The organism is Bradyrhizobium sp. 613_E4_N2_2 (assembly GCF_052075995.1).
Taxonomy (GTDB): domain Bacteria; phylum Pseudomonadota; class Alphaproteobacteria; order Rhizobiales; family Xanthobacteraceae; genus Bradyrhizobium; species Bradyrhizobium barranii.
Window position 1 is genome coordinate 1,687,966 of sequence record NZ_CP197234.1, and the last position, 26,442, is coordinate 1,714,407.

General features: G+C 58.3%; 29 protein-coding genes and 4 pseudogenes. 15 read left to right on the forward strand and 18 right to left on the reverse strand.

Annotated features, from left to right (window positions below; all coding sequences use genetic code 11):
- Positions 1 to 175 precede the first annotated feature (175 nt).
- From AB7290_RS07925 to AB7290_RS07935, 3 genes are all read right to left on the reverse strand, one after another.
- A complete protein-coding gene (locus AB7290_RS07925) occupies positions 176 to 469 on the reverse strand; it encodes an HdeA/HdeB family chaperone (RefSeq protein ID WP_085402474.1) in 294 nt (97 codons plus the stop codon).
- A gap of 25 nt (positions 470 to 494) precedes the next feature.
- On the reverse strand, positions 495 to 779 hold the full coding sequence (locus AB7290_RS07930; protein WP_224580654.1) for an HdeA/HdeB family chaperone: 285 nt from the start codon (positions 777 to 779) through the stop codon (positions 495 to 497).
- 256 nt (positions 780 to 1,035) lie between these two features.
- Positions 1,036 to 1,158: a hypothetical protein gene (locus tag AB7290_RS07935; RefSeq protein WP_283808579.1), complete on the reverse strand. Its 123-nt coding sequence runs from the start codon at positions 1,156 to 1,158 to the stop codon at positions 1,036 to 1,038.
- Positions 1,159 to 1,590: 432 nt separating this feature from the next.
- Here AB7290_RS07935 and AB7290_RS07940 point away from each other — a divergent pair.
- A pseudogene (locus AB7290_RS07940) lies at positions 1,591 to 1,896 on the forward strand (nuclear transport factor 2 family protein); the annotation flags it as partial.
- Between the two features lie 164 nt (positions 1,897 to 2,060).
- On the forward strand, positions 2,061 to 2,300 hold the full coding sequence (locus tag AB7290_RS07945) for a hypothetical protein (RefSeq protein ID WP_085402476.1): 240 nt from the start codon (positions 2,061 to 2,063) through the stop codon (positions 2,298 to 2,300).
- 474 nt (positions 2,301 to 2,774) lie between these two features.
- Here the strand turns inward: AB7290_RS07945 and AB7290_RS07950 are convergent, their stop codons facing one another.
- Entirely contained in the window at positions 2,775 to 2,939 is a 165-nt protein-coding gene (locus AB7290_RS07950; RefSeq protein ID WP_196238392.1) for a hypothetical protein, read from the reverse strand.
- A gap of 278 nt (positions 2,940 to 3,217) precedes the next feature.
- Here AB7290_RS07950 and AB7290_RS07955 point away from each other — a divergent pair, with 278 nt between their 5' ends.
- A complete protein-coding gene (locus tag AB7290_RS07955; protein WP_028154361.1) occupies positions 3,218 to 3,475 on the forward strand; it encodes a hypothetical protein in 258 nt (85 codons plus the stop codon).
- A gap of 270 nt (positions 3,476 to 3,745) precedes the next feature.
- Here the strand turns inward: AB7290_RS07955 and AB7290_RS07960 are convergent, their stop codons facing one another.
- The 3 genes from AB7290_RS07960 to AB7290_RS07970 all read right to left on the reverse strand — a co-directional run bounded on the left by AB7290_RS07960 (position 3,746) and on the right by AB7290_RS07970 (position 4,865).
- Entirely contained in the window at positions 3,746 to 3,931 is a 186-nt protein-coding gene (locus AB7290_RS07960) for a hypothetical protein (protein ID WP_210421620.1), read from the reverse strand.
- Positions 3,932 to 4,293: 362 nt separating this feature from the next.
- Positions 4,294 to 4,557: a hypothetical protein gene (locus AB7290_RS07965; protein ID WP_085402492.1), complete on the reverse strand. Its 264-nt coding sequence runs from the start codon at positions 4,555 to 4,557 to the stop codon at positions 4,294 to 4,296.
- A gap of 77 nt (positions 4,558 to 4,634) precedes the next feature.
- Positions 4,635 to 4,865, reverse strand: coding sequence for a cysteine rich repeat-containing protein (locus AB7290_RS07970; protein ID WP_144030798.1), 231 nt, complete (start codon positions 4,863 to 4,865; stop codon positions 4,635 to 4,637).
- A 183-nt stretch (positions 4,866 to 5,048) separates the two neighbouring features.
- Between AB7290_RS07970 and AB7290_RS07975 the strand changes: the two genes are divergently transcribed.
- The gene (locus tag AB7290_RS07975; protein ID WP_439034227.1) at positions 5,049 to 5,237 is read left to right on the forward strand and encodes a hypothetical protein; all 189 of its coding nucleotides are present in this window, start codon (positions 5,049 to 5,051) and stop codon (positions 5,235 to 5,237) included.
- Between the two features lie 33 nt (positions 5,238 to 5,270).
- On the forward strand, positions 5,271 to 5,585 hold the full coding sequence (locus tag AB7290_RS07980) for a hypothetical protein (protein ID WP_085402479.1): 315 nt from the start codon (positions 5,271 to 5,273) through the stop codon (positions 5,583 to 5,585).
- A 75-nt stretch (positions 5,586 to 5,660) separates the two neighbouring features.
- On the opposite strand, the gene AB7290_RS07985 is transcribed toward AB7290_RS07980, so the two are convergent.
- Positions 5,661 to 5,942, reverse strand: a complete 282-nt coding sequence (locus AB7290_RS07985) for a helix-turn-helix transcriptional regulator (protein ID WP_094184193.1) — start codon at positions 5,940 to 5,942, stop codon at positions 5,661 to 5,663.
- 309 nt (positions 5,943 to 6,251) lie between these two features.
- On the opposite strand from AB7290_RS07985, the gene AB7290_RS07990 reads away from it, so the two are divergent.
- The 6 genes and pseudogenes from AB7290_RS07990 (at position 6,252) to istB (ending at position 10,805) form a co-directional block, all read left to right on the forward strand.
- A complete protein-coding gene (locus AB7290_RS07990) occupies positions 6,252 to 6,524 on the forward strand; it encodes a hypothetical protein (RefSeq protein WP_144030799.1) in 273 nt (90 codons plus the stop codon).
- 119 nt (positions 6,525 to 6,643) lie between these two features.
- A complete protein-coding gene (locus tag AB7290_RS07995; RefSeq protein ID WP_085402482.1) occupies positions 6,644 to 7,345 on the forward strand; it encodes a hypothetical protein in 702 nt (233 codons plus the stop codon).
- Positions 7,342 to 7,695 carry a hypothetical protein gene (locus tag AB7290_RS08000; protein ID WP_085402483.1) on the forward strand — a complete coding sequence of 118 codons (354 nt, stop codon included), beginning with the start codon at positions 7,342 to 7,344 and terminating at the stop codon, positions 7,693 to 7,695. Before AB7290_RS07995 ends, AB7290_RS08000 begins: the two co-directional genes overlap by 4 nt.
- Positions 7,692 to 8,351, forward strand: coding sequence for a bifunctional DNA primase/polymerase (locus AB7290_RS08005; RefSeq protein ID WP_085402484.1), 660 nt, complete (start codon positions 7,692 to 7,694; stop codon positions 8,349 to 8,351). The genes AB7290_RS08000 and AB7290_RS08005 overlap by 4 nt, the downstream gene beginning before the upstream one ends.
- A gap of 91 nt (positions 8,352 to 8,442) precedes the next feature.
- Positions 8,443 to 9,933, forward strand: a pseudogene (gene istA / locus AB7290_RS08010) (IS21 family transposase); the annotation flags it as partial.
- Between the two features lie 8 nt (positions 9,934 to 9,941).
- Complete coding sequence (istB, locus tag AB7290_RS08015; RefSeq protein WP_039183785.1) at positions 9,942 to 10,805, forward strand: IS21-like element helper ATPase IstB; 864 nt, start codon at positions 9,942 to 9,944, stop codon at positions 10,803 to 10,805.
- 131 nt (positions 10,806 to 10,936) lie between these two features.
- On the opposite strand, the gene AB7290_RS08020 is transcribed toward istB, so the two are convergent.
- Both AB7290_RS08020 and AB7290_RS08025 read right to left on the reverse strand, forming a co-directional pair.
- Positions 10,937 to 12,196, reverse strand: coding sequence for a hypothetical protein (locus AB7290_RS08020; protein WP_441253369.1), 1,260 nt, complete (start codon positions 12,194 to 12,196; stop codon positions 10,937 to 10,939).
- 70 nt (positions 12,197 to 12,266) lie between these two features.
- Positions 12,267 to 13,466: a hypothetical protein gene (locus AB7290_RS08025; RefSeq protein ID WP_439037050.1), complete on the reverse strand. Its 1,200-nt coding sequence runs from the start codon at positions 13,464 to 13,466 to the stop codon at positions 12,267 to 12,269.
- 891 nt (positions 13,467 to 14,357) lie between these two features.
- Here AB7290_RS08025 and AB7290_RS08030 point away from each other — a divergent pair.
- Positions 14,358 to 14,726, forward strand: a complete 369-nt coding sequence (locus AB7290_RS08030) for a hypothetical protein (RefSeq protein ID WP_144030574.1) — start codon at positions 14,358 to 14,360, stop codon at positions 14,724 to 14,726.
- Between the two features lie 498 nt (positions 14,727 to 15,224).
- Here the strand turns inward: AB7290_RS08030 and AB7290_RS08035 are convergent, their stop codons facing one another.
- A complete protein-coding gene (locus AB7290_RS08035) occupies positions 15,225 to 16,397 on the reverse strand; it encodes a L,D-transpeptidase (protein ID WP_085398424.1) in 1,173 nt (390 codons plus the stop codon).
- Between the two features lie 576 nt (positions 16,398 to 16,973).
- Between AB7290_RS08035 and AB7290_RS08040 the strand changes: the two genes are divergently transcribed.
- A complete protein-coding gene (locus AB7290_RS08040) occupies positions 16,974 to 18,104 on the forward strand; it encodes a transglycosylase (RefSeq protein ID WP_245343912.1) in 1,131 nt (376 codons plus the stop codon).
- A 188-nt stretch (positions 18,105 to 18,292) separates the two neighbouring features.
- Here AB7290_RS08040 and AB7290_RS08045 read toward each other — a convergent pair.
- From AB7290_RS08045 to AB7290_RS08070, 6 genes and pseudogenes are all read right to left on the reverse strand, one after another.
- Positions 18,293 to 18,633 (reverse strand): annotated as a pseudogene (locus AB7290_RS08045) (phosphate acetyltransferase); the annotation flags it as partial.
- A 471-nt stretch (positions 18,634 to 19,104) separates the two neighbouring features.
- On the reverse strand, positions 19,105 to 19,563 hold the full coding sequence (locus AB7290_RS08050; protein ID WP_085398426.1) for a hypothetical protein: 459 nt from the start codon (positions 19,561 to 19,563) through the stop codon (positions 19,105 to 19,107).
- 346 nt (positions 19,564 to 19,909) lie between these two features.
- Positions 19,910 to 20,173, reverse strand: coding sequence for a hypothetical protein (locus AB7290_RS08055; protein WP_085398423.1), 264 nt, complete (start codon positions 20,171 to 20,173; stop codon positions 19,910 to 19,912).
- A gap of 229 nt (positions 20,174 to 20,402) precedes the next feature.
- Positions 20,403 to 20,603, reverse strand: coding sequence for an STAS/SEC14 domain-containing protein (locus AB7290_RS08060; protein ID WP_085398422.1), 201 nt, complete (start codon positions 20,601 to 20,603; stop codon positions 20,403 to 20,405).
- 321 nt (positions 20,604 to 20,924) lie between these two features.
- Positions 20,925 to 21,689, reverse strand: a complete 765-nt coding sequence (locus AB7290_RS08065; protein WP_085398421.1) for an outer membrane protein — start codon at positions 21,687 to 21,689, stop codon at positions 20,925 to 20,927.
- 1,006 nt (positions 21,690 to 22,695) lie between these two features.
- Entirely contained in the window at positions 22,696 to 23,748 is a 1,053-nt protein-coding gene (locus AB7290_RS08070) for a SphA family protein (protein WP_085398420.1), read from the reverse strand.
- A 457-nt stretch (positions 23,749 to 24,205) separates the two neighbouring features.
- On the opposite strand from AB7290_RS08070, the pseudogene AB7290_RS08075 reads away from it, so the two are divergent.
- Positions 24,206 to 24,399: pseudogene (locus AB7290_RS08075) on the forward strand (IS5/IS1182 family transposase); the annotation flags it as partial.
- Positions 24,400 to 24,548: 149 nt separating this feature from the next.
- On the opposite strand, the gene AB7290_RS08080 reads toward AB7290_RS08075, so the two are convergent.
- Complete coding sequence (locus AB7290_RS08080) at positions 24,549 to 25,070, reverse strand: Spy/CpxP family protein refolding chaperone (RefSeq protein ID WP_038945733.1); 522 nt, start codon at positions 25,068 to 25,070, stop codon at positions 24,549 to 24,551.
- Positions 25,071 to 25,549: 479 nt separating this feature from the next.
- On the opposite strand from AB7290_RS08080, the gene AB7290_RS08085 reads away from it, so the two are divergent.
- On the forward strand, positions 25,550 to 26,005 hold the full coding sequence (locus AB7290_RS08085) for a hypothetical protein (RefSeq protein ID WP_439037048.1): 456 nt from the start codon (positions 25,550 to 25,552) through the stop codon (positions 26,003 to 26,005).
- Positions 26,006 to 26,442: the final 437 nt, after the last annotated feature.

The window sequence follows — 26,442 nt, forward strand, 5'->3', positions numbered from 1 at the left end:
AGTCTGTCAGGTCCGAAAAGAGCCAACAAAAGGAGACGTACTGAAGCGACGCGCGGTTATGCGCGCAACAATGAGGCGGTTGCGCAGTTCCAGTGGCCCGTTCAACTCTCGGTCGAGGAGTGGCAATGTGGCCGGCCAAGGCTCCGGCCGCGACGCCGCCGTCGGGGCCCCCAACCTAGCTGGCGCTTTTTTGAATGGCGGTTGGCAGAGTGTCGGATTTGTGCTTTTTGCAATAGGCGACAACTTTTTCGGAATTCTTTTGCAGGCGGTCGTAGTCCAAAACATTATTATTTGCAGCCGCGTTATAGTAGCCGCTCATGAAATACCTTACGAAATCTCGGTCTGCTGAACCGTATCCTAGCCAATTTCCGCAAGTGATCTTGTTCATGTCCAGCTTGATCTGAGCCGCGGCTGGCGCTGATGCCGCGCCTATCAAAATCACAGAAACGACAAGAGCCCTGCATTTCATAGCGATCCTCCAAAGTCCCGAGCCGTCAATTTTTGCCTACCGATTGTTGCAAGCCATACATAACGCTTTCCGCCGGATGGTATTGGCACCATGCCTTTACGTTGGCGATATTTTGTTGATGCAAAGCAAGGTCCACAAAGGTCCTGTTGTTCTGATAACTGAACCAACCGCTCATCCAGGCAGAAAACTTATCTGACTGTGACTGCGGCATAGCAAGATATTGGCTACATATGATCTTGCCCATATCAATGGTTACCTGCGCATTCGCAACGATTGGAATTATCGAGACAGCAAACGTCAGACTGATCAATCTACATCTCATCGAGGTTGTCCTTGATGCTGATCTACAGGGATCTGGAGAGGGCTGCCGCCACAAGGACGCAAGAAAACGAAGTCTCGCGCCGCTCATGTTGATCTAAATCAACAGAAGTCCGCTTGGGGTCATTCGCGTCGTTTTGACCCTGCGCTGACTACTTCCGGTTTCCATCCAACACCGGACATCTCGTTGTACTAGGTCGCGGTCACTTGCCCTGCTGCTTGATCGCCCACAGCCGATAGGCTTCGGCCTAGTAGGCGTCCCGCTCTGTCGGCGGCGGGATCAGCTTCGCGCCTTTCGCTGCGGAAGTGATCGAGGCCGCGCCCGAGCGCCTTGCGAAGATCTCGGCGCGCGCGCCAAGCTTACAGCCCATTGTGTGCCTCATCGCAGCTCCGCCGTCGCCGCTCATTGCGCCTGCCACGTTCGGATTGAACGGAGCTGCGCGAGGTCGTCCGGGTCCTGTGAGGCGTGTAGAAAACGCGGGGACCGCGCGACGCCGGGAGGTGGATATTTGCTGCGAGAAAATCCGTTGTTGCAGTTGCAGGCGAAGGCGAACGTCCGCCTTGGCCTGACAGCGACGAACTTTCGCTCCGTATGAAAATGACCTGGGCCCAAGAGGAGACATTTCGAGGCGACCGATTGGTTGCTATATTTGGGCTTTGTACGTCACCGTGACCACGATTAGTCCCGTAGGAGTGCTAACCCTTTTAGGGGAGACAACAATGGGCGATTTGAATTCGGTGATTATCCGCAAGGCCTACGAAGATTTTGCGGTAGGAAACATCCCTCGGTTTTCGCGGTTTTCGACGCCGGCATCACATGGCACGTTCCCGGTCATAGTCCCCTATCAGGCGACTATACCGGTCACGATCAGGTCGGAGGCTTCTTTCAACGCACGATGGAGCTTTCGGGAGGTGCATTCAGCATGGATGTGCACAATGTGCTGGCTGAAGACGATCTCGTTGTCGCCTTGGTTACCGTGAACGCAGAACGAAACGGGCTGTCCGCGTCGTTTCCGGAGATCCACGTCTGGCAGATGAAGAACGGAAAGGCGACCGACTTCCGCGAGTATCAAGGCGATGAGCAGCGGGAGGACCAATTCTGGTCTTGAGACGCCGTCATTTCCTCAAGCGATAGACGGCACAATGATGGCGACGCTAAGATCGACGATCCTTCAAAAGCGGCGCGACGCAACAGGAATGGCGCTGATGTCCGAGACGTCACCGTTGATGGCCCTCATCGCCAAAGGGCTGCGACCGTCAGCGCGTCGGGCCAATGACGCTGCACCTCGATTGCAGCCGGGCCTACATCGGCAAGCTCGAGGCCGAAGGCGTAATCCAGCGGCAAGGTGACGGCTTCCCGCTAGATCAGAGCCGCGTGGCTTACCTGCGATACCTGCGGCGGGAGCGGCGGCAATCGTCGCGCAGTGAAGCCGATGCTGCGCACGTCGCGGCAATGACAGCGTGTTTTCGAGAACGCTGCAATCTCCTCATGCTGTTGCCGAAAGGCAACTGATTTATTGTTTCTTCGTTGAACTGTTCCATTTTGCGTTTACGCCGCAACTAACAGTTCTAGATTTGCGGTCTCCGGGCTGGGGCGTGTTTTACAACAGCGAAATTTCGAACCCGGAGGCTTTTCGAAATGATTTTGGAATTCCTCGCAATTCTTTCTCTCGTTCAGTTCGCCAACATGATTTCGCGACTGATAGGTCGGCGGCATGACGTACTCTCCTACGTTTCAAGATAAGGTCCTCACCGGTAAGCGTGGCTAAAGCGTCACAAAAGCGAAGGCGGGATGGCCGTGGCGTGAGTGTTCTGGTCGTCTCTCGAATGAGCTACTCGCTCGTTCTTGTAGAACCCAAGAGGACATATCCCCAGCTTCCGGACTGAGGCTCAAGCCACCAATGCTGACCTGCATTTGAATACCGACGCGATTCGAGATCGGTCAGTTGCAGAAGCCGCCATGGTAAGATCGCTCGTCACTTCCCGCTCACTGAGACCAATCCATATAGAGCGTGATGCCGATCATGATCAGCGAGCCGATCGCGACCGCCACCGGGCAGATAAACGGCAACTCCTCCAGAACGCCGACAACGACCGCCCGAACGCGGAGACTTCTCTTCATGTGCGCAAAGCGCGAGCCTGCCGCACCCATCGGACATCCCCGTTTGGCCCCCAGCAGCAGCGGTCTCACTCTTCAGCATCAAGTGATCTTCGGCTATCGCCCATTCGGATGTATCCGTGAATGAAGGTGAAGGAACTCTTGCTAGTCCGTTGGTGACGTGTGTTGCCGAGGCGGGCTCAGGAGGGAATGAGCGAGCAGATTGCGCCCGTCTTGACCAGCCACGCAGGTTTGATTGAACATCGCGCACAACGTGGCCGTTGATGGCATCCCTGATGGTACGCCGTTCGAACGACTGGGAATATCGCACCATGTGGAACTGGATGATGCTAGGGCTAGAAAGCAATCGCGTGATCGGACTTCGGATCGCGAAGCTGATGCGCGGCGGCAAGGCGGCTCAACGAGAAGCCCAGCGCATGGTGAGTGAAAAGGTCCTGGCGGCGGCGAAGGCTGGTACAAGCCTGATGGCTGGCGCATCTGGAAACAAGATTGTCGAGCAGTATCGAAGAAAGGTGGCGGCAAACGCCAAACGGCTCAGCAGCAAACGGATACGGCGCAGACGAAAATGACGCGGGCCTCTCGGCAGCAGAGCTCACTTGCTCTGCTGCTCGATCGCCCACAGCCGGTAGGCTTCGTCCTCGTAAGGATCGTCGCGGTCGGTGGCGGGATCAACCTCGCGCCTTCCTTGCGGAAGTGTTCGAGACCGCGGCCCAGGTTCTCCCGGCGAGTGTGTGTTGATCGTTGGCCCGGTCAAGCAAGCATCGAAGCCCGATGGCGGCAGCGAAGTGGCAGCCCGCGCGGGACTTCGGCGCGCGCGCCATCATGCGGATCGCCCGCCATCAGCCGAGCTTCGCCGATCGAATTGCTGTAGCACCCTCGACTTGCGCCAACGCGGTCGCGACGAAGGGGACGACGTGCGGCGCGGCAATGGTGTCGAGGTCTTCATGGCAAATGACCTCCAGCCGAGTGCAGACCATGTTGTGGAATGCCTTGCTGGGGTGGATCAGTTCGCAGGCGAACTCCATCGCTTCGCGCTCCATGCCGCGCCGAGTAAGCGATCAATTCGTGCAGCCCGGCGCGGCCCGCAGAGCGCAGGAGGCTCTGCGGGAGATGTTCTGCAGCCGCTAGAGTTCGTTGTCTGTGCGCCGGTCAACGCGGCGTAGTGGGAGTGGCGGCAGGTTGCTGGGTCGTAGGGGTGCAGCAGGTGCGCCCGCCGGGGGGGGCGGCAGCAAATCGTGCGCGTGGTTCACAACGACCGTTCACCATGCAGCAGCGGGACCGCCAATGTCTGCCAAGAGCTTGGCGAGCCGCCGCTCGACGAGCAATGACCGCCTGTGATCCGTCCTTGGAGCGTGTATCCCCAGCAGCGCGGTCGTTGTCGCCGACTTTACTTCGGTAGGCATTCGACATTATAGGCAATGATAACCTGTGCAGGGTCAGCTTTGCCGATGGCCTTCAAGTCTTCCATGCCACTTCTAAGCTTCTCTCCGGCATCCCGTAAACTTCCTTCAAGCGCCGATTTAGCCGCCCTGCATCGTTCTTCGTTCGAGAACTCTTGGAACACCACGGTCGGCAGCAGCCGCCATTCCGCCCTGTTGTTTGTAGCTGCCGGGCTAACTGAGTAAGAGAAGACGTACATCAGTATCCACATCGGTATGCTCCACTTATGACGCCATAGCAGTGACGGGGCCTTGCTCGCGCGTTTTACGCAGATCGCCTTGGCCTTCGTCATTCCGCTGATTTAAGTGCGGCCGAGCAGGTGGGCGACAATTCTGCCACCTGCGCCTTGAGGCAGCGAATGATGCGATGGCCACCAGGCCGAATTCCTCTGCACAAGCGCTCCACATCGCTTTTGCATTCCCGTGCAATCGTAACGGGATCGGTCAACCGGTTTTTGGCGAATGCATTTTGACCAGACAATGCGATTGCAATGCCGAACAAGGGGATGAGCCAGTTCATCTCTAACTTCTCTTCTACAAAGCTGTTGACGTGCCTGAGCCCGAGAGCAGAAACGTTGACCTAGATCAAGCGATTGATGGTGGTGAGGTTCTTCTGAAGGGATAAGGCTTGCGGGCGAACGCCCCGGCTGGGCTCGTTTTGCGGGGATTTTGATCTATTTCGTCAAATGCGTGAGGGATGCAGATGTCAGACAATCCCATGGACGTGATCGAAGCCGCCATTCGCTCTGCATTCACCAGTTACCCAAGGGAAGATGACCCGGATTGGCGAAGTCCGCATTGGATCAAGCCCGAAGAGTGCACGCACTTGGCGCAGGGCATTCTGCTGGAATTGGAGGCAAAGGGGTTTGAGATCGTGAAAAGGCAGACTTGATAAATGCTTCGGCCAAATATCTAGGTGAGCCCGATGAAATATCAAATCTGGTATATGAAGCCATCGTTTCTCCGCGGCGTCGTTGGAGGCTCGCCCGATCCCGATAACCTCTCGGCCACTCATATTCACTTGAAGGATATTGAGGCTGATAGCCAGGAAGATGCTTTGTCTCGCATGCGAGCGGAGAACTGGTCGCCGAATGGTGAGGCTGCCGACTTGCTTAAGAGCAAGGGACTACAACATACAACCATGACAATCGGCGACGTGCTCGTGGATGAAACCGACGCTGTTTATCTTGTCACCGGCATTGGGTTCAGTTTGCTGCCGAAACATGAAGATCCGCGTTGATGATTATCATGTGGGCTGAATAGAGGCCGAGATGTCCTGTCACGGTGCTCTCGGCGATGCCCGCCGCACCAAAAATTAGGCACCCCGTCGCCGACGCCCCGGACCGCGCCCCCGACGCGGATCGAATTCATTCACCGCGTTCTGCCATGCCACGATCTGATCCTCATACCAGACGCGGCGGTTCGGGCTGATATAGGTCGATTTCGGAAACCGACCTGCCTTCTCCATGCGATAGAGCGTCGTGCGGCTGATGGGGATGATCGCCAGCACCCGCGCCTCATTGAGCATCCGTCTAGGGCTCGGTGCGTCAAAGGCGGGTTGTTGTTGCTGAGATTCGTTGCGCCTACCGAGCGTCATCGTGAGAGCTGACCCTACGTTAGTTGGTGTCTGTTTATCGTGGAATGTGCTGAAACGCCGTGGAGTAGATCATGCGCTAGAGAGCGGCTACAGCAAGCCGACTTGCAACGTAAATTAGTCGAATAGGAAAAGGTGAGCACTCTCTTAGATCTTCGAATAAACACGTGTGGCACAGAAGTTTTTTGAGGGTGCTTTCTTTTGGTGAGCGATTTCTTGTCGCGCATTTTTTCTTGCGCCGAAGAATGACGCGCGCATGATCAGCCTCGAGGCTAGTGAAGGTATTCGCTGGCAATGCGAGGAGTAATGATCATGGCTTGTCGATCGCGCGAGGAGAACAACCGACGCAATCCTGTGCCGCGGGCATCCTGGACCGTTGATGAGTTCTGCTCTTCGGTCGGCATCTCGAGATCCACGTACGAACGAGCAAAGCGCGAGGGGTGGGGGCCGCGCGAAATGGTTCTCGGTCGCACGGGCATCCGCATCGCGGACGAAGCTGTGACTGCGTGGATTGCCGAGCGAGAAGAGAAAGCCGCGAGCATCGCTGCCAATAAACGAGATAGGCAGGCCGAAGAGGCTGCCTAAGCAAGACGCCGCCCCGGAGAATGGGGCGGCGCTTCTAAATTCCGACCGGAGAACGATCGGCGTTTCCAGCGCCCTTCCAATACGCCGGTCGGATCTCTCGCGCAAGAGAGGGGACCGGTATGACAAAAGGAAAACTGTCGTGGCGTGACGCGCTGCCGCTCCATCCAGCTGCCGAGCTGCTGCCGCTCATGTCCGAGCAGGAGTTACGAGAGCTCGGCGACGACATTCAAAAGAACGGCTTGCATGAGGGCGTCGCATTGTTCGAAGGCCAGCTGCTGGATGGCCGCAATCGGCTCGACGCGATGGAAATGGTTGGTGCAACGCTGGTCACCGGCAATGGAAATCCTGATTGGGAGAACATTCCGTACCGCAACGTCGGAGGCCGGGACCCGGTCAGCTTCGTGATGTCTAAGAACGTTCGGCGACGACATCTCTCCACGGAGCAAAAACAAGAGCTGATCGCCAAACTCCTGATATTGGCGCCCGACAAGTCGAACCGGCAGATTGCAGAGGCCGTGAAGGTCGATCACAAGACAGTCGCCTCGGTCCGCGCAAAGAGACAATCAACTGGGGAAATTCCCCAGTTGACGGAGACGGTCGGCAGGGACGGGAGGCGGAGGCGGGACCGAAGAGGATCCACTGCCAAGATCAAATGGGCACCGCAGCTCGCCGCGGCTCAGAGTGACGCGGCCGTCGTCACCCAAACCACGTCGGTCTACGGCGAATTGACGGACGCGTGGCGGAGGGCATCCTCCAAAGAGAGGGAACAATTCCTGGAGTTCATCGGCGCCTACGTAAGAGAAGTTGAGTCCGTGCCATGACCAATCCTCGTGACCGCAAATACGAGGGAGCCTTCGAGCGCTACGACGGGGCGTTTGAGAGCGCGATGTCGGCGGCCATCACCAAGGCCGTCATAGAGACCTCAAGGGTAGCCGGCTCCGGCGTCGTCGTTTTCAGAACCGCGGAGACTGCGTCGGCCCTAACGACCGCGCTTGCCGGCATTCTCTCAATGTCATTGGACGCAACGCGCTCGCAGACCGCCATCTCTGAAACATTGGACGAGCTGCGGAAGCGACTGCACCGGCGGATCGAGTTGATGCGGTCAGATGCGGCATTCCAAGACTTCATGTGTCGCGTATTTCAGGGCGACGGTTCAGAGGGCAGCGCATGACGCCGTCAGATGTGCGTCAGATCTTGTTGCGTGGCGGCTATGATCCGCTCCCGCTGGTTGGCAAGCGTCCAATAATCGAGGGTTGGCAGAAGCGGGACCAGACGTCGGCAGGGGATATTGAAATCTGGAGCAAGCTCTACCCCTACGCCACCAACACCGGCTGCCTGACGCGGCGAATGCCGTCGCTGGACATCGACATCCTCAACGCGGACGCGGCCCAGGCGGTCGAGGACCTGATCAAGGACCGTTACGGGCATGTCCTAGTCCGGATCGGTAAGCCGCCAAAGCGCGCAATATTGTTCCGAACCGAGGAGGTCTTCAAGAAGATCACGGCGAACCTCACCGCACCGAATGGTGCAGGTGAAAAGATTGAGTTCCTGTGCGACGGGCAACAACTCGTGGTCAATGGCGTTCACCCGGACACCGGCCAGAGCTATCACTGGCATGGCGGAGAGCCCGGCCAGGTCTTACTAGCGGAATTGCCCTACATTAGCGGTGGTGAGGCCCAGCAGCTCGTTACGGATATTGTCGCGCTGCTGGAGGGGGACTTTGGCTATCGGCGGCCGCAGCACAAAGGCCGTGGCGCCGAGGCTGATCTGGCCGGCGCGAGCGATTGGACGGAATTGACTGTAATGTCATTCGGCCTGCAATATTGACCCCCTAAGCCGGGGGATCGGCGTCCAAAATTGACCCCCTATAGGTTGGTCTGTTGCGCTGCCTGCTTTGGAATGAAGCAGGTGGTCGAGGATGCTGATCGTGGAGACGATTGCGCGGATTCGGCGCGAGCACTTCATCAAGGGCAAGACGATCAAGGAGATTGCCCGTGACCTGAAGGTGTCGCGGAACACGGTCCGGAAGGTGCTGAGGTCAGGAGAGACCTCCTTCGAGTACGAGCGGCAAGTGCAGCCGCGGCCAAAGCTGGGACGATGGGCAGTAGAGCTCGACGGACTGCTGGCGGCGAACGCGGCCAAACCGGCTCGTGAACAGCTGACGTTAATCCGGATCTTCGAAGAGCTGCGCAGCCGTGGCTATGACGGCGGCTACGATGCGGTGCGGCGTTACGCCAGGCGGTGGAGCAAGGAACGCGGGCAATCGACCGCGGCTGCTTATGTCCCGCTAAGCTTTGCCCCAGGCGAAGCCTACCAGTTCGACTGGAGCCACGAGGTGGTCTTGCTGAGCGGCACCACGGTGATGGTGAAGGCCGCCCATGTCCGGCTCTGTCACAGCCGCATGCTGTTCGTGCGGGCCTATCCGCGGGAGACGCAGGAGATGGTGTTCGACGCCCACGACCGGGCGTTCGCCCTGTTCAAAGGCACCTGCACCCGCGGCATCTACGACAACATGAAGACCGCCGTAGAGACGATCTTCGTCGGTAAAGGGCGTCTCTACAATCGCCGCTTCCTGCAGATGTGCAGCCACTATCTGGTCGATCCGGTCGCCTGCACGCCAGCGTCGGGCTGGGAGAAGGGGCAGGTCGAGAACCAGGTCGGGCTGGTCAGGGAACGCTTCTTCACGCCGCGGCTGCGGTTCAAAAACCTCGACGAGTTAAACGCCTGGCTGCTCGACAAATGCATCGCCTACGCCAAGGTTCATCGCCATCCGGAGCTGGTCGATCAGACGATCTGGGAAGTGTTCGAAGCCGAACGCCCCAAACTCGTTCCCTATGCCGGCCGCTTCGACGGCTTCCATGCGGTGACGGCATCGGTCTCGAAGACCTGCCTGGTGCGCTTCGACAACAACAAGTACTCGGTCGCAGCCAGCGCAGTCGGACGACCGGTCGAGGTTCAAGCCTATGCCGATCGCATCGTGATCCGTCAGGATGGACGCATCGTTGCCGAGCACCCGCGATCCTTTGGCCGCGGCGATACCGTCTACGACCCCTGGCATTATGTGCCGGTGCTCGCCCGCAAACCCGGCGCCTTGCGCAACGGTGCTCCCTTCAAAGACTGGGTGCTGCCAGCCGCGATCGAGCGGATCCGGCGCAAGCTTGCCAGCACCGACGACGGCAATCGGCAGATGGTCGACATCCTCAACGCGGTGCTGACTGACGGTCTGCCCGCGGTGGAAGCGGCCTGTGCCGAAGCGCTCAGTCACAGCGTCCATTCGGCCGATGTCGTTCTCAATATCCTGGCCCGTCAACGTGAACCCGCCCCACCGGCCAACATCATGACGCCGGCCGCACTGACGCTCCGTCATGCACCGATCGCCGATTGTGCCCGCTACGACAACCTCCGGAGGACCATCTGATGGAACGAACCCAAATCTTCGACCTCATGGGCGAACTCAAGCTCTACGGCATGAAGGCTGCCTTCGACGAGATCATGGCAACTGCCGTCAAGCGCCAGCACGAACCTCAGCGCATTGTCGGCGACCTGCTCAACGCCGAGATCAACGAGAAGCAAGCCAGGTCGATCAAATACCAGCTCACCATTGCCAAGCTTCCGCTTGCCAAGGACATCGCCGACTTCCAGTTCGACGGCACGCCGATCAATCAGACTCTCGTCAATGATCTTGCTGGCGGCGGCTTCATCGCCCAACAACGCAACGTCGTGCTGGTTGGCGGCACCGGCACAGGCAAAACCCACCTGGCCATTGCCATCGCCAGAAGCTGCATCCGATCCGGTGCCCGCGGCCGCTTCTTCAACGTAGTCGACCTCGTCAATCGCCTCGAGACCGAGACCCGCAACGGACGGCAAGGACGGCTCGCCGAGCATCTGACCCGGATGGACTTCATTGTGCTGGATGAACTCGGCTATTTGCCCTTCGCCCAGTCCGGTGGCCAGCTTCTCTTCCACCTCGTCAGCCGGCTCTATGAGCGCGCCTCCGTCATCGTGACCACCAATCTCGCCTTCGGCGAATGGCCGAGCGTGTTCGGCGACGCCAAAATGACCACCGCGCTGCTCGATCGGTTGACCCATCACTGTGACATCGTCGAGACCGGCAATGACAGCTGGCGCTTCAAAAGCCGCGACGACGATCACGCCACCCGCGCTCGTCTCGTCTCCGCTATCCCGGCCAGCTCCAACGAGCCGAGCGCTACCGTCAAACCGCGGCGCACGAAGGGGTCAAAATTGGACGCCGATGAGGGGTCAAATTTACAGGCCGATTGACAATCACCGGCTCATTCGAGGCACCTGACGCCCTCTCAAGGACGTTCTTCCGGGGATATTTTGCGAACTCATGTTCATCAGGGCTCGGTGGTCCCGACGTTCCAATACGGATTCTATAGTGGGATGGCCCCTTATGCTTCCGCCGCTTGAAGGATCTCGATGGCGGCGGTCAGGGTCGCGAGAACGTTGAAGTCCGCGAACAGGGCATTGCCGGGACCGCCGTTGGCGCAGGCGTATTCGGCGGATCTGTAGATCGCATTGTTCGCCCGGTCCGCATTCACCCAACTCAAGACCTGCTGGCGGAGAGCGGCGTTCGTGCGGAAGCCGTGCAGCAGATAGCGCCAGAAGACGCCTGATCCGCACCCGTAATCGTCCGGGTCGTTGGTGAGATTAAGCGTCGGTTGCACCACGTGATCGGTGACCATGTGATACAGCACGCCGCCTGCGATGGAGACGGCCTGCGGTTGGGCGATCGGATTGGTAGGGTCGACACGGAGGTAATCGAGCAGGCCGCCGAGGATTAGGCCCTGATCGCCGCACCAGGCCGATCCGGCGTTGTAGCCGTGGACGGGCGGATAGCTGCCTTTGGCGTCACAATAGGCGTAGGTCCCCACACGTTCCCGCACGAGCGTCAGGGGAGGGAAATGCATCAGCAGGCCTTCCTGGCCTTCATGACCCGGTTCTTGGTCAAGGTAGAACCAGCTCTTTAAGAAATTGAATTCCTTCCTGACCGCCTCGGCAGTGCCCTGGCCATTGGCGCCCAGCCGGGCAGCTAGGACGAGGTAGAGGCCATTCATGACGGTGAGTTGGAACGGGCCCAAATCCGTCTTGTTCGGATCGGACGGATTGGAATCGGAAGGCGAGCACTCCCCACTCGACCTGTATTCCTTAAACATGTCGTATTGCCAGACGCCGCCTGCGATGCGGGGGACCGCCCAGGTGTTTGGGGACGTGAAGTAGTCGGTCGGCGAACTGTTTTCGCGGTTTTCCCAGACGTTCGGTCCGCCCTTGTAGCTGTAGGCCTTGCCCGTCTTGCCCGTGTTCATGACGTCCCAACATTGCCTAGCGATCGTCAGGAAGCTTTCCCTGGTGGGGCCAAAGACACCGTTATATTCGGCGTGAAACGCCTTTTCGCTCGCAATTCCCCACCAGCCATAGTCGTCGTACCAGCACAGGCTGCCGGCGGCTTTCGTCCAGCGGTCCAACGCGATCTTGGCAATCGCTCCCGGGGCTTTTTCCGCATCGGGGAAGCGCACGAGGTAATCCGTCAGCGTGTCGAATACGTTGCCAATCTGCCACGAATTCGTCCAGGTGGAGAAATTCTCGATGAGAGGACTGGTCTGGAAGGTCTTCTTGGCTTGAGCCTTGTATTTATCGATTGGGTATTGCATCGGGCGGCCCTCATTGTCTGTTCTGTCTACGGGCTATCAACAGTGAAGCCGGCTTTCGCCGCAGAAGGCATCAGCCCTTCCACGCCTTCATCACCGCAAAGTAGTTCAGCTTCGCCACCTGCTGTTCGACCGGATAGCTGCCCGCAACCGCATAGGGCTCGCCCTTTTCGTTCCAAGCCGGATAGTGGGTCGGCATGACATAGGGGCTATTTGTCGGCCACGGCCATTCGGTGCTCGCTCCGAATTTCAGGACGCCGAATGACCGCTCCCAACCATCTTCCCACGGGCGCTGCTCGTTTAGGAACACGCAAGCGCCGAGCATCATGCCGTTCGAGCTTCCCGGCACCGATGCAGCCAGTTGCCGGGCCATCCATTCGGCCTGTTGCTGTTCGCTGCCGGTCTGTTCGATACTCGAGCCGAGTTCGGTGAACATGACCGGCGGAATGGGTATGCCCCGGCTCGTCCAATATTGCGGCAGGCGTGTCGACAGGAAGCGGGTGATATCTGGCCCGTCATTCTGCGGGTTGGTCGCGAAGACGAAGCGTGCGTTCCAGAAATCGCGCGGGCTGTAGCTGCCGATCCGAGGCTGGCCTATCAGCCTGTCCCAGACGTCTTTGACATACCCCGCACCTTCGATACCGTCCTTCATACCGAACGAGCAATCGACCATGATCGGCAACCGCGCTGAATCGGGAAGATTGAGCCTGTCTTCCTCCTCGACGAGCCATGTCATGGCGGTTACCACGTGGGCCGGATTGCGGTCGTACCACAATTCGTATTCGTTGAAGATCTTCCACATCCCGGCGCCGGGAGCCGGCCCTTGGCCCTGGCTGTAGATTTCCTTGAACACCTTCTGGATATTCAGATGAGCCGTCGCGGGGTTTTCCCACGGCTTTTTGTTGGGGGTGTCGGCCATGCACAGATAAGTATAGTTGCTGATCGGGACCGTTGCCTTCATTCCGAGTTTGGCGCAGCGCGCAAGGAAGACCAGATGGTTCCGCAGGCCGATTTCCGGCACCGGGGCCGACCAGTCGTAGCAATGGATGAAATTGGCCCCCAGTTTTTCGCTGAAGCGCTGAAGATCGCTTCGGGCATCAGGCCCCATGCCGTCGCCTTTGGGACTCCACAACGCCTGGAAATCTCCGTTGTAGAAGTCTGAATCGAAATACTGCGCTTTCTTCTCCTTGGTGTAATTGCTTGGTCCCGGCATATAGGCCATTCCGCGAATATTACTTACACCGAAGTGCTTGCACCGATCGAGCGCAGACATGTTCGCCATCATCATGAATCCTGAAGCTTGAGTTGGCCCCCATCCATTGGAGAGGAAGCGGGCCAAAGGGACAGCGAAACTAGTAGCATTTTCACCCTTAGATTGAAATAACCTTTTCGCCCTTAGATTGAAATACTCTTGTTGCTGTTGTGGCGCCTGTGGGATGTGGGCAACGCACTTGCGTAGTCCCATATCCTGTCAGTTTCCCGTTAGGAGTAGACTTCGCCAAAGGGGTGTAGATATCTCGTAGATTGTAGGCTCGCAGCCGAATCGATGAAGCTGGAGCGGCGACGGGTCTTGTCAGCCTCTGCGGAGTCTTTCCAATCCCCGCAGCTCATCGTGCGAGTTTTTTGACCGTCTGACACTGCGCGCATGTAGGCCCGGTCGAGAGCAGCGGCATTAAGGTGCTTTCAGCAACTGATTTAATAGATGAATGGGGACCAGTCCTCCAGGTACGACTGGCAATGTATCAACGACTGTGAGGAAGCTCGACAAGCTGGGACCCCAACGGGACACGATGCATTTCACAGGTCCTACGTTCGATTTGTTGAACTCATTCAACAACGCAAGCTAGGTGGCATCCGAATTGTCGCTCTGAAATAGCTCGCGATCTGATCGAATGCCGGAGTGATTTGTTGCGGTGCATGAGTCCGCAGATGGCCCTAAGGCGAAGAAAGGCAAGACGTCCGGCACGTCAGCAGTCGAGGCCAGACCGGACATTAAGATACAGCTAGATCGGCGCGTATGACGTAAGCAGGCTCTGGTCAAACGTCACGATCCACTGGCAGGGTCGAGAGAGGGCCAGCTTAGACTGATTGGTTCGGCCGTTCGTCGAGCTAGGATGCCGCAATCGATGCACGCGACAGCCAAGCATCAGCAAGCATTCGATCTATGCCTGCCGTTCGCGGCATGTTCGCTTTTAGAAAATCCTTCTCCCGACCGCACCTGGATTTTGCGGGGCGAACCGCGAACCAATTGTGGCGGTGGGGAATAATCGTCTACCGCGAGGGCGCGTACCTCCCCGAACCGCTCAACGATCATGAACTCTATCGGATTGCATCGGGTGAGGGCCGCAAATCGATTGCTGAGCGAGCGCCCGAGACGGTCGAGTTAGCCCGTAAACTGGCGCGCGCAAGACCCAAGGGCGGCAAGCGATCACTCCGCGAAATCGCGGCAACGCTCGCGGAAGCCGGTCACCTGACGAAGCACGGCAATCGCTATGCTGCGACCGCCATCAAGCTCATGCTCGACAGGAAGTGACACGATAACGCGAAGCCTCAGGACGCGATGCCAAGCATTCTTTCCGCAGACCCACCGAGGGAGGGAAAATTCCGGATGAAAGCATGCATATTTTCGGCAAAGCCCCCTCACAAAGCCGACCGTCAAAACAATCCCGACTAATGTGCTCTGGAGCCCGACAATTTTCTTGGGCTGTCTGCAATCGCCAAGTGGCCACGAGGCCTGCTTCGTCCGCATGACGGGCGACCGAAGTAATTGCGACTGGGACAAGCATTTTCCGACCCAACGCTAACAGCGGCTGCTGGCAACTGCGAGGCTGCCAGCAGGCGCTGACGACGTCTGTTTAGGAGGGTGGAGCGGAAGTCCGCAGTCATCGCCCAGACCGACGCGATTGACCCAGAACGGACCGCGCTGCTTTGGGTTAGGTGCGGAGATCAAGAATCTTGCACCAGATTTGCGGTCGAACAATTCCAGCGGGTTGCGCAGCGGCATCGTATGTCGGTGGGTTGCGCCGCCGCATCAATGCGTTACAACGATGAAATCCGTGTCTTTTCCCGTCTCGTGGCTAAATCCGTCGTCGGAAATAATCAATGAAGAGGCCGGCGTCAGAAGTTTAGAGATCCTCTCAACGGTATCCCGCGGTATTTCGATGCGGCTGAGGACAGCGTTGGCTTTATCGGGAGACGGTACCGATAGGGCGGTTTGCTTCACGGGCGCTTCGCGTTCTTTTGTGGCATCCTCGATGCGAGGAAATTCGTCCGGAATCGACACGACGGTCCAGAGAATAGCCGCTCCCTCGCTCTGGAATTCCATTGCGGTAAACACGTGCGTTCCAAGGGGCTCCTCCGGATTTTCGATCTTGACCGCGACATCAAACAACGGCGAGAAGCCCTGACGCACGAAGAGCTTGCTCAACTTACGACTCACGAAGACGGAGATCGGGGCCATCTTTCTGGGTGTGCCTTCAGCGGCAGCCGAGTTTGGAACCTGGAGACTAGTGGCTTCTGTAGTCTCGGTCTTGGACACCGGTGATCCATGCGTTGCCGCGGCTGTGCTAACGCTCTTACCCACGACTGTAGCAGCCTGAAATTCCGGCGAACCGGACACTGCTTTCGGCTTAAAGAGGTGCGGACTGGTTATCTCGACCGGCTGGACATCGTGGTGCGCAATGATCACGCGCGTGCCGCGCTTCGTGAGATGCCAGAGTCGAATGGCAAAGTCATTTTTCAAACGGATGCAGCCGTGTGACGCCGGATGCCCAGGCACGACACCGGCATGCAACGCAATCCCTGACCAGGTGATGCGCTGCATGTAGGGCATGGGGGCAGAGCTATAAATATTTGAGCGGTGCCATCGTTGTTTGCTGATCACGCTGAATACGCCCAGGGGTGTAGGATGCCCCTGAGTTCCCGTGGACACCGTCGAGCGTGCGATCAGTGCCCCGTTGTCAAAAAGCGAGACCCGTTGGTCAGCGATCGAGATGATGATCTGGAGCGGGCCCTTCGGAGGGGCCTCGGGCCGAGCGTTCTTCGCAGATCCAGAGTTTGTCTGCCGGTGATAGTGCTTGTGTTTGAACGGAGCGTAGTGGCCTGGCCAGAACCTGTCCTGCGGCCAAAACGGAAACTGAGCGTGTGCGATCCCTGTAGAGAGCATGAAAGCGGCGAAAGCTATTATTGGAGTCTGCCTCCTCATTCAGTGCCTCATGCAGTGAAGTTGCATGCGAGGTCCAACGCAAAAAGCGTGGCGTTACCGACCATAGCCTCGTCTTCAAATCTGGTCGCAGTGGGTCGAAAATTGGACCAATTCCAATGACGAGGCCAATCTGCCGGAAGAAGACAATCGGCAATAGCCGTCGCGCCGATCGCCGGGCCGATCAATGTACGGTGTGAGGGCCGTTGCGACGGACGCTTTGATCTTGGGCAATGGGTTCGGTTCGCTCAGATGATCCCATAAATCGTCAACGACAGACCGCTCGAAGGGACGGCATCCCCGACTACGGCCACTCAAGCGCACCTGTTGGTCCGACATTCACCATGGTCGGCTCGCCGCGAACTAGCCGCATGCGTCGCATGGGTCCGAAACTTCCCAACACGCTTACGTCGCAGAACAATTGCTTGCCGCCGGCGCGTTGCATGCGGGCAACACTTCGTGGAAAAGATGATGAACCGCGGTTTGCGCCATTGCGCGGCCATGTCTCGACCCGAAAATTCACCCGTCGCGTGCTTGGCTGTGCAGCATTGCTCGGGTGGGGCCTTTGGAGGCGACGGGATGATGAACCCGCGGCGATTTACGGCAGTGGTGCCGACGTTTTGCGGAACGGTCGTTCTCGCGGGGGGGATCGTTGGCTGGCTGGCTGGCTTCGGTTCGGCCGGCACCGAGAACATCGGCGCAGTGCCAATCGAGGATCGCGCAGCATCGCTCGCCGCCAACGCCAGGCTCGCGGATGAACCGCAGGCAATCGCAATGGACAACGCCGTTGTCGCTAACACCGTTGTCGCGAACGCTGCTGTGGCTGGCGCCGAAGTGGCGACGGCCGCCGAACCCGCGGCGGGGACGGCCACCCACACGACGGCGGCCTCGGATAAGCCGGAATCGATCGTCGTGGCTGCGTTGCCCGATCCGTCGCAGATGCTGTCGGCCGATTTACCGCCCGTGCAGGAATCGGTGGACTTGGGCCACCATGATGTCGCCCAACCGGGGCCTACAACGCGCAATGCCTCCAACTCGGCGCCGGTGACGCAGGATTTTCGCTATCTCATCTATTACGTCTGGTCCGAACTGCCTCCTGCCGAGAAACCGGCGGAGATCGTCTTAAAGTCACTCAAGGACATCCCGGTCGGAACGCCGGTCGAGGAGATCAAGCGCGCTTCCGACGCTTTCGGTCTGGACTTCCATTTCATGAAAGCGGTTGCCAAGATCGAGTCCGGTTTCGACCCCAAGCAGCGCACGGGGTCGTATATCGGCCTGTTTCAACTGAGCAAGTACGAGTTCAACAAATTCGGCTCCGGGCAGATTCTTGATCCCCGCGACAATGCCATTGCGGCAGCCTACAAGGTCATTACCGAAGGCATTCTGTTCGAGTGGGTGACGCAGAAGAAGCCGACCTTGAGTGATCTTTACTTGATCCATCAACAAGGCTGGGAAGGCGCCGCCGAGCACATCAGCCAACCCGATCGCATCGCTTGGAAATCCATGTGTGCCACCAGCGAAGGGAGGGAGAAACGCGAAAAATGGTGCAAACGCGCGATCTGGCGGAATACCCTTCCGGCCGTCAAAACCGCGTGGAAATCGGTGGATAAGCTGACATCGGGGGCGTTCGTCGGAATGTGGCGCGAGCGGGTTGCGCATTTCCAATCGAAATACATGGCTACCGCCGACGCCGAACGGGCGAACCAGTAGATTTCCGTTGAGTGGTTGGTAGGAGTTGCCGCACGCGCGGGCCGAGCGGGGGGCCTCACCGCCGCCGCGAGACGTGGTGTCGCTCAGTGGTCGCGCAGGACGCGCTTTACGTTTTCAACGACTCGCTCGGACCATTCCTACTGCGCGCTAACGAGGTGATCGATCAGATGCCGATGTCTGGTTGTGGCCCGGTCCATGCGTAGACCGCCGGCCTTGGCCGTGATGCTACACATCAGCTCGTCGGTGTGCAGACTGCCTTTCATCAGCATCTCGCCGTGGGCAGCGTGGATCAGTTCGAGGGCCTTAGCGGCGGCCGCCTCGCTGTGCGGCGCATCGACGATCTCGATTCTCGCGATGTCGAGCCCGTGAGTGTCGGCCGTGTCTCTGATCTTCCCCTCCGGACCCACCAGGATCGGTCGGATGATGCCCGCGCTGGCGCTGTCGAGGACGCCGCAGCGCAGGGAGGTCTCGTCGCAGGGGTGCACCACGACGGTCTGAACGGGATCGATCGAGCGGGCGCTGCGATCAGAGTATCGTACTTGCTCGGAGTGCTCGTGTGGGCGTTTGCGGTAGCCTGGTCGACTGACTTATCGCTGGCGTTTCATTCACGCCTTTCAGGGCTACTGGGCGATTTTTGATCTCAAGGGCCTAGTTGAATCCGCATTGGGCCGGATAGGCTTGAACCATTACCACCTTATACCGTGAGATTTACGGACAACTCTGACGACGACCCAGGCAAAACGTACCTGAGCCTAATCCATGCGCAGAGGAGGCCCGGCGGTTCGCGCAGCAATATGCCGACGTTGGGAAGTTACGAGGTCGCTCGAATTGAGGAAGTCTCTGCCCCCGCAGACCCTCGCCTGAATCCTTGTCCTCCTCATTGCATGATCGAATGAAGTTCGCTGCCGGCGGCACAATACCCATTCAGGGTGCACAGTGGTTCGTCGCCAATATGTTAACGCCTCGCGCGGAACGGCTGGGTTAGACCAGCATCTGATCACTACGAGCGCAGGAAAACCGCAGCGTCTAGATAGCAAGGAGGAAATATCGCCTTAAGCCTCGCGCCGCGCAGGAAGATTGTGTGAGGAGACAAACCGCCACGCGTTGCTATCCAATTCCGAACCGGAGCCGGGTACATTGAATACATTATTCGTGTGGCTTCTGGATTTGTAATTTGGCGTCCGCCAGCCCCCAGGTCCCAGGCTGCGTGGAAGGCAAGATTTGCCCTTTCAGTTACGCAGATTCTTTCCGAAGGGATCTTAGCTAGGACGATCGTACAGGCCGAGGCGCAGAGGCCATCGATGATCACGGTCTGGCCCGTGTTCTTCAAGTTTTCGTACCGATCGAAGTAACGTTGGATCAACCCACCCCGATCGTTGGTAATCCTCACAACGGCATCGCTTGGGCCGGCGTATCCCAGTGAAAATGCTGCAGCGAGCAATGCCGTCAGGAATTTCATGTTTGGGCCTCTCAACATTGCATTGACCCCGGTACTACGTTCGAATGTGTTGCGGCAGGAACGATGTCACTGGGCGTTCGGGTAGCGGGTAGGTTTGGAGCGGCAATCTGAGGCGATCGCAGGACACCCGCAGTTATCGGACGGCTATGCGCTTACATTTCTTGCGACCGCCGAATGGTTTTTGACAGTTTGCCGTACCCGGCGGCCGCGTCTGACTTCCAAGCTGAATACAAGGGTTCGATTCCCTTTCCCCTCCAAATCTTTTCGAAGAATTAGCCTGCGAACGATTGTTGCTTTCGACAAGGACTTCCCGTCTGGCGCGCGGCGCGGTCGTGGTTCGCTGCCTCTACTTCGGTACGCATTCCACGTTGAAGGCAATGATGATCTGCGCTGGGTAAGCCTGACCCACGCTCTTCAAGTCTTCCAAACCGCTTCTCATCCTGGCTCCCGCCTCCTTCAAGCTCTCCTCCAGTTTGGACTTCGCTGTCAGGCAGCGCTCTTCACTGGAAAATTCCTGGAATACCACGGTCGGAAGGAGCCTCCATTCCGCTCTGTCATTTGTGGCGGCTGGACTAACTGAATACGAGAAGACGTACATCAGGATCCACATCGGAAGGCTCCATCTGTGATGCGACGGCAGTGAAAGCCTGCGCCCTCAAGGCCATCGTCGATAAGAGGGGCACGTCTCGCCTGCGTCGGTGCTTGCCACAGGCCGTGTTAGTGCAGCGCTGCTTAACAAAGGGAGGTTGATCTGGATCAAACAGAAGCCCGATACTTCCATCCTATGAGCCGGGGCTTGTCCTGGCGGGAGCACTATGGGCGGATCACGCCGATATGGATCATTGCGCTTCCAGCCACGCCAGCGTCTCCGCTTTTTGATCGGACGAAAATCGACGAACTTGCGCCGAGACAAAGTGCTTCGCCATCCGCGGTATGGCCTTGAAGAGCTCGCTGTCAGTCACGACGACCACGCGCTTCACCTGTCGATGATAGCCTCCGACGAGCTTGAGCTGTCCCAGCCCGGAAAGGCCTTTGCGAATATCATTAGGCCGGCCAGCTCTCCATTCGCCGCGACAAAGGGATCGATTTCCTGGGCGAGCCGCTCAAAGTCAGCTTTCTCGCGAGCGCCCCTACCGGCGAGAGAGTGAGGATGCGTCGGTCTCGCAGCAACTCCGGCCTGAGAAGTTCGAGGCCGCTCAACTATCGTCGGCTTATTGGGCTGACCGAAAGCAGCCGCAACATCTGTAAACCGGCGCTCTCACCCACCTCAGACATTGCAAAGATGCAGCAACCGCTAGCCATACATAGCCCGCAAAAAAGCCCCGGCGAGCCGGGGCTTTGGTTTGCGCAGACTGGAGCGATCAGTATCTCGCCGCGACAGGAGCTTTTCCATACCCGCCGAAGCGATAGTTGAAGCGCAGAGTGACCATATCCACGTCTTGGCTGATCCGGTCGTTGAGTACGGCCGCAAGCCGCGGATCGGCCACGGAGAAGGAGTTGTTCGCATGTCCCATCCACAGATGATCGTATTCAACACCGACCGACCAGTTTTGTGCGAAGCCATACTCCCAGCCGACACCCAGCGCGCCGCCCCAGCGCGTGTTATCTGCCGAGACCAGACCGATCCCGGTGGTGTTGTCGAATATTGTCAGGCGATTGCTGGTTACGGCCGCGCCGCCCTTCACGTAGAGCAGTGACGCGTTCCACGCCCAACCGAGTTGGCCCGTGAAGAGACCGATGGCGTCGGTCTTAACTGTGGTTGAAAGCGTCGGGTTGAACAGGCTGACGCGCGTGTTGCTGAGGTCGGCCCAATCGCCCTGCGCTTCCAATCCGAACACAAATTGATTGGATTGCCAGCGATACCCGACCTGCCCGCCGACAACGCCACCCGACCGATCCCGGCAACCGCTTGCAACTGTGCCTGCGAGCGTGACGAAATCCACGCAATTGTGGCTTTGGCCCCATCCGCCGTTGGCGCCGATGTAGAAACCGGTCCAGTCATAGATCGGAGCGACCACCGGCGGCGGCGCCTTGGTGTAGGGGCGTGCCGCCATATCAGCCGCCGACGCGGGGGCCGCCATGCTCACTGCCAGCAAGGCCACGCCACTTAACAAAATCTTCCTCATTATTCTCGCTCCATCCACGTTTCACCCGAACGATGCCGGTTCTTTTTTGGATGTCCGGCGTTCCAGCTCGAACCTAGCTGAGCCGACTAGCATTCGATGTGCCTAAGCGGCAACAGTCGGGAAAATTTGGAAATGTGCGCGCTCTAGTTGAGTAAGCGCTATTGACCAATCAACGAAGGAATTTGCGTCTTAGAATTTGCGGCAGCGGCGGTTTGTTGGCCCCTTAGCCGAAGGTCGATTGAGCGCGTGTCATGTCGGCTGTCAGGGGCAAACCGGACGCCGATCCAACTTGGCGTCCACCGCTGCTTTTGACCAATTGAGACATGAGCATTCCATGATTTGTGCAGCGCGCATGAACGCAGTGCACCATTCCCCTCGACGCCTTTTCCTGCTGGCCTGAGTATCCGGAGCAGTCATGTGCAAAGCTTTGGCGAAAACTATGTCGCTCGATGCGCTGCACATATTCATTGACATCTGGTGACAGTGGCCGACATTGACGGCCATGGTAGATAATAGGAGTAGGTGCAATGAGGGCTTACTCAATTGTCGGGCTGCTGTTTGCGGCAGTGGTGTTGGCGACGATTCCAGTCTCGCCGCAGGTTACATCGCGTGGCGTCGTGGAGTTAAGCGTTGATCAAGCGCAGGCCTACACGTATCGGCGCGCCCGCGTGACTGCGCGTCGTGTCGACCGTCGCGATTACCGCCATACGCGTCGTGCCGTGCGGCGTGGTGTCTACTAACGGAGCGCGATGCGCGCCGACAAGGTACGAGACGGTGATCAAAGTGCTCGATCACTCGCCCGCGCCGACGATTGATTGAGTAAATCACTGCGGTTCGTGCATGTCGTTTGCTGCGGCGATGAGTCCAGGTCTGGCCCATCAGCGAAGTGGTGACACGCCTCATTGAGGTCCGTTCAACGAGGCCGACTTGCTTACGTTGAGTCCTTCGCATTTTGACCCATTTGAGACATCGGCCGATCGCAGCCGACGTCCGGTTGGCACGAGGTTTATTTCACAACCAGATGCTTCGTGCGCGCTATGGCGGCAGGCGCGGACGGGGAAATGGTGAACGTCAGCCAGGTATTCCATCCTGACGGACGGTTGGCTGCACCGAATTCGCCGTATCCCCTCAGGCTAAGGGAGCCCTGCATGTCTGCGACCGGGAAGCCGTACCCGATTTGCGGACCGACACCGAAAACGCGTGACCTGAAGCCACCGAGGATCGGGTTCTGGCCGGAATCGTCGGTGATTTGCTGGTAGGCATATCCGACAATGCCGAGGAAAAGCTGCTTGGTGAGGTAGTGCGATGCGCCCCAGTCGAAGTGGAAATCGATGCCGCTCCGGTACAGGGTATCAGGATTCCTGAAATTGTAGGTAAGGCCGGCGACGCCCGAGATTTCGTTTCCTGCCGCCGGGTCGAAATAGGTATAGGCGCCTCCAATGTCGATCGCGGCGTGCCCGAGCCCGATGTTGGGAATCCGCGTCGGATCATAGTCGCCGACGGGAATATTGCCCGTGACGTAAGCCATGTAATTGTCGACGCCATGGCTCCATAGCAGTTGCGCGAATGGCGCGAGGTCGCCGTAGGAGGTAAGTGAGCCTTCGAGCATTCCGGTGCGCGTCATCACAATCGGTCCGGCTATCGCTGTCAGTGTTCCGGCGATACTGGTGGCGGCTCTGCCGTACTGGCCGGACATGCCTACGACCAACTGCCCGCCAAGCACCGCCGTCGTGAAAGTATACGATGGCGCAAGGGCGATCAGGTCGGCCCGCCCGCTCAGACTCAGATTTAGATTAACGTTGACGTTCGCGGGGATTTTGCCGGCCAGGATCTCTTTGGCCGCAGCAGCGCCCCCGGTTGCGGCGACGCAGGAATGGTAATCGATGACACTGAGCGCCCAGCCCGGTGTCTGCTGCATGGCCACGAGGCTCGCAAACTGACCCGGAAACCAGAACGAGCTACCGCCCTGGTCGGCATGCGAAACATCAGCGCAAAGCACGAGAGCAGCAACCGCTGCCGCATTGTTGATGACGCGGCTTCCCGGTTTGTTTGATCTCATTGCAAACCTCTGGGCGGCATTTGCAACCAGTGGCGGCTACTGCAAAGCGCTCCGCGAACCGCGGGGCCCCAAGTTAGACGGCATTCAATACTAGGGCACAAGCAGCGTCGAAATCCGTGACAGAATGGTAACAGCGGGGGATATTTGTATTACGGCGATGACGCAGTCTCGGCTCGACCAAGAGTTGCTTGCGCTGGAGATATTCGGTTTTCTTTGCCGGAGCGAGTTCTTTTCCTGGGTCATCGCGACAAGTGTGGGAGGTCTTGCTGAGGTCTGCTGTTGGCGGCAGAGCCGACTTGATTTTGCTCACCGCAAGTATTGCGGCTCGTGACCCTGGCTGTGTGGAAACGCTGCTGCTTTGCCATGATTCTCTCGTGATTCTGCGGGGGAAGCAGAGAGGCGCTTCGTTGAGCAGGCGGATCGTGAGCAATGGACACTATTGCCTGAATGCCTGAACCCGCTCGCTATGCGCCAACGTCGCGAGACAGTCGAGCATCCGTTCGGCACGATGAATGCACGCATGGGAAGGACCCACTTCCTCACTAGAACGCTCCCAAAAGTAGCCGCCGAGATGGCACTCTCGGTTCTGGCCTGACACGGGTCATCAACATCGTCGGGATCAAGCCGCTGATCTATGTGATCGCGGCCTGAGGCCGAGCCGGTCTTGGCTTGCTATCGGCTCATCTACAAAAGTGTGCTTCTACAGCCAAGACCCTTAGCAAACATCGTCTAGGCATACAGTCAGTTAGCTGCGTATGCTCCGACCATTATGCATTAGGTTCGAATTGAACTGCTTTGGCTCAGTCCTCGTCCTCGGACAGCGCACGGCGCCGGTCTACGGCATCACTCATATCGTGGAGTACCAGAATCGCGATGGCCGCCATGCGCTGCCTCTGTTCGGGATTAAGCGTTTTGTAGAGTGGCTGCCACGCCTCGGCGAGTTTATCCAAATCGGCTGATCGTTGAGCCAATGCTTCCGAGCGCCGCTGCAAGAAGGTGATAGGGTCACGATTGCGCAGGGCTTCGACACGGTTTTCGTCAGCCCGTCTACCCACTGTTTCTCCGATTTTTGCAAGGCGGGCTTTCCGGTCCTCCGCCCTGGCACGAATGGCGCTCTCTACAGCGGGCCAGTATTTCTCCTGGTCAGGTGTCAGCTGCAACGCGGCCTTTACCAGATCAATCCTCATGTCCGTCAGCGTATTCCGGTCGGCTGCATTTAACCGTTCCGGAGTCGCAGAAGAGGTTTGCGAGGTTTGCGCGTTGGCAATCGGGGATGCAGCAAGGAAGAGTGCGGTTGTTCCGGCAACTACTATTTTCAACATCGGCCATCTCCTAGGCGAGTTGCCCCACACGACAATGGTGACGCACTGCGCGGTTACGTTGATCTAAATCAGGGAACCAGCGCCGCCCAGTGTTCGTCCTTTTACATCTCAGAAATCAATCTCGTATCGAGGGCCGACGGCGAGGCCGGGCACGTTCAGACCTTTGTGGGGTTTGGCCCCTCCAAGGAAGAGGCAGAGAAGAGCGCCCTGGGATGGTGCTCGCATATCAGGTTCGATCTTGAGACCTGCTTGAATTCGGATCGCCTGACCGCTCGCAACTATCGGTCAGACGGAGGTGACGCCGCACTTGATCTCAAGTACATGAAGGCAGTTGCGCGCATTACCGGCTACAGTTAGAGCGCGTTCGCGAGCGATCGAACGCGCTTGATCTATATCAAGCAGCTCGTGGCCATCTTGCTGCAGGTAACAGACGACGTAGAGCCCAGGTCAATGTTTCGGGGCGCACCGGAGCGACCGGCATGCCACTGGCGGCATATTTCTGGAAGGTCGGAGCAGTGTTGCTCGCACTGCTCTTTGTTGCAGATTATTGGCTGCCGAGGGCCCCGACCGTCGATCAGGCGGCTGCGGACCGGCCGGCCATACTTATCCACTCAGATCGCAAATGGCCCGAGCGTATTGTCTTCGATACCCAGTCGCCGGTGATCGTCGCCGCTGTGCCCGTGGCCGAGGCGACCGAGGTCGCAACTTCATCGGATGTGGCCGAACCGCCCGTTACCGTCCCACTGAGCCCGGCGGTGGCGAATTCTTTCGCGATGCTGCCGAAACAGGATACACGCCCGCCTGAAACCGTCGATCGCAAGCGACAACGCAAGATGTTGCATGTTGCGGCTCGACCGAGGCGAAACGTCCAGCCGCAGATGCTTCTGGCGGCACGACAAGGACAGTTCGGCTGGTTCGGCTTCAGAACCTGGTGATCGGCGTCCGGATAAGATCCAAACGCCGAGTCTCGCGGCTCCTATTCGTACATCGCACAGACATTTCCCTGCCAACGGAGACACCTGCGCACTGCACGCCGGGTTTGGCGGATCGTCGTCCTTGCAACGCAGACGCCGTTGATCCGCGTTCTGCCCACTCCGCAGGCGGCCGCGACCGGCGTGTTCAGGCTCTCGGATTGGGGAAGCGTCGGGGAGCAAATTGAACACGTCCACCAACAATCACCGTAGCGCCGGTCTTAAGCTGCAGACCGATGGCAGATTTCTGCGCCGCAGCGCCGCAACCAAACAGATCCAAACTCGGGCATTGTTGTTCTTTGGTGCAATGAACTTTAGGACAATACCGAGAATGCACTATCCCTGAAAATCTTGTCACCATGCACGCCCCTAACCCGGCACCGGAATTGCACGGTTACCAG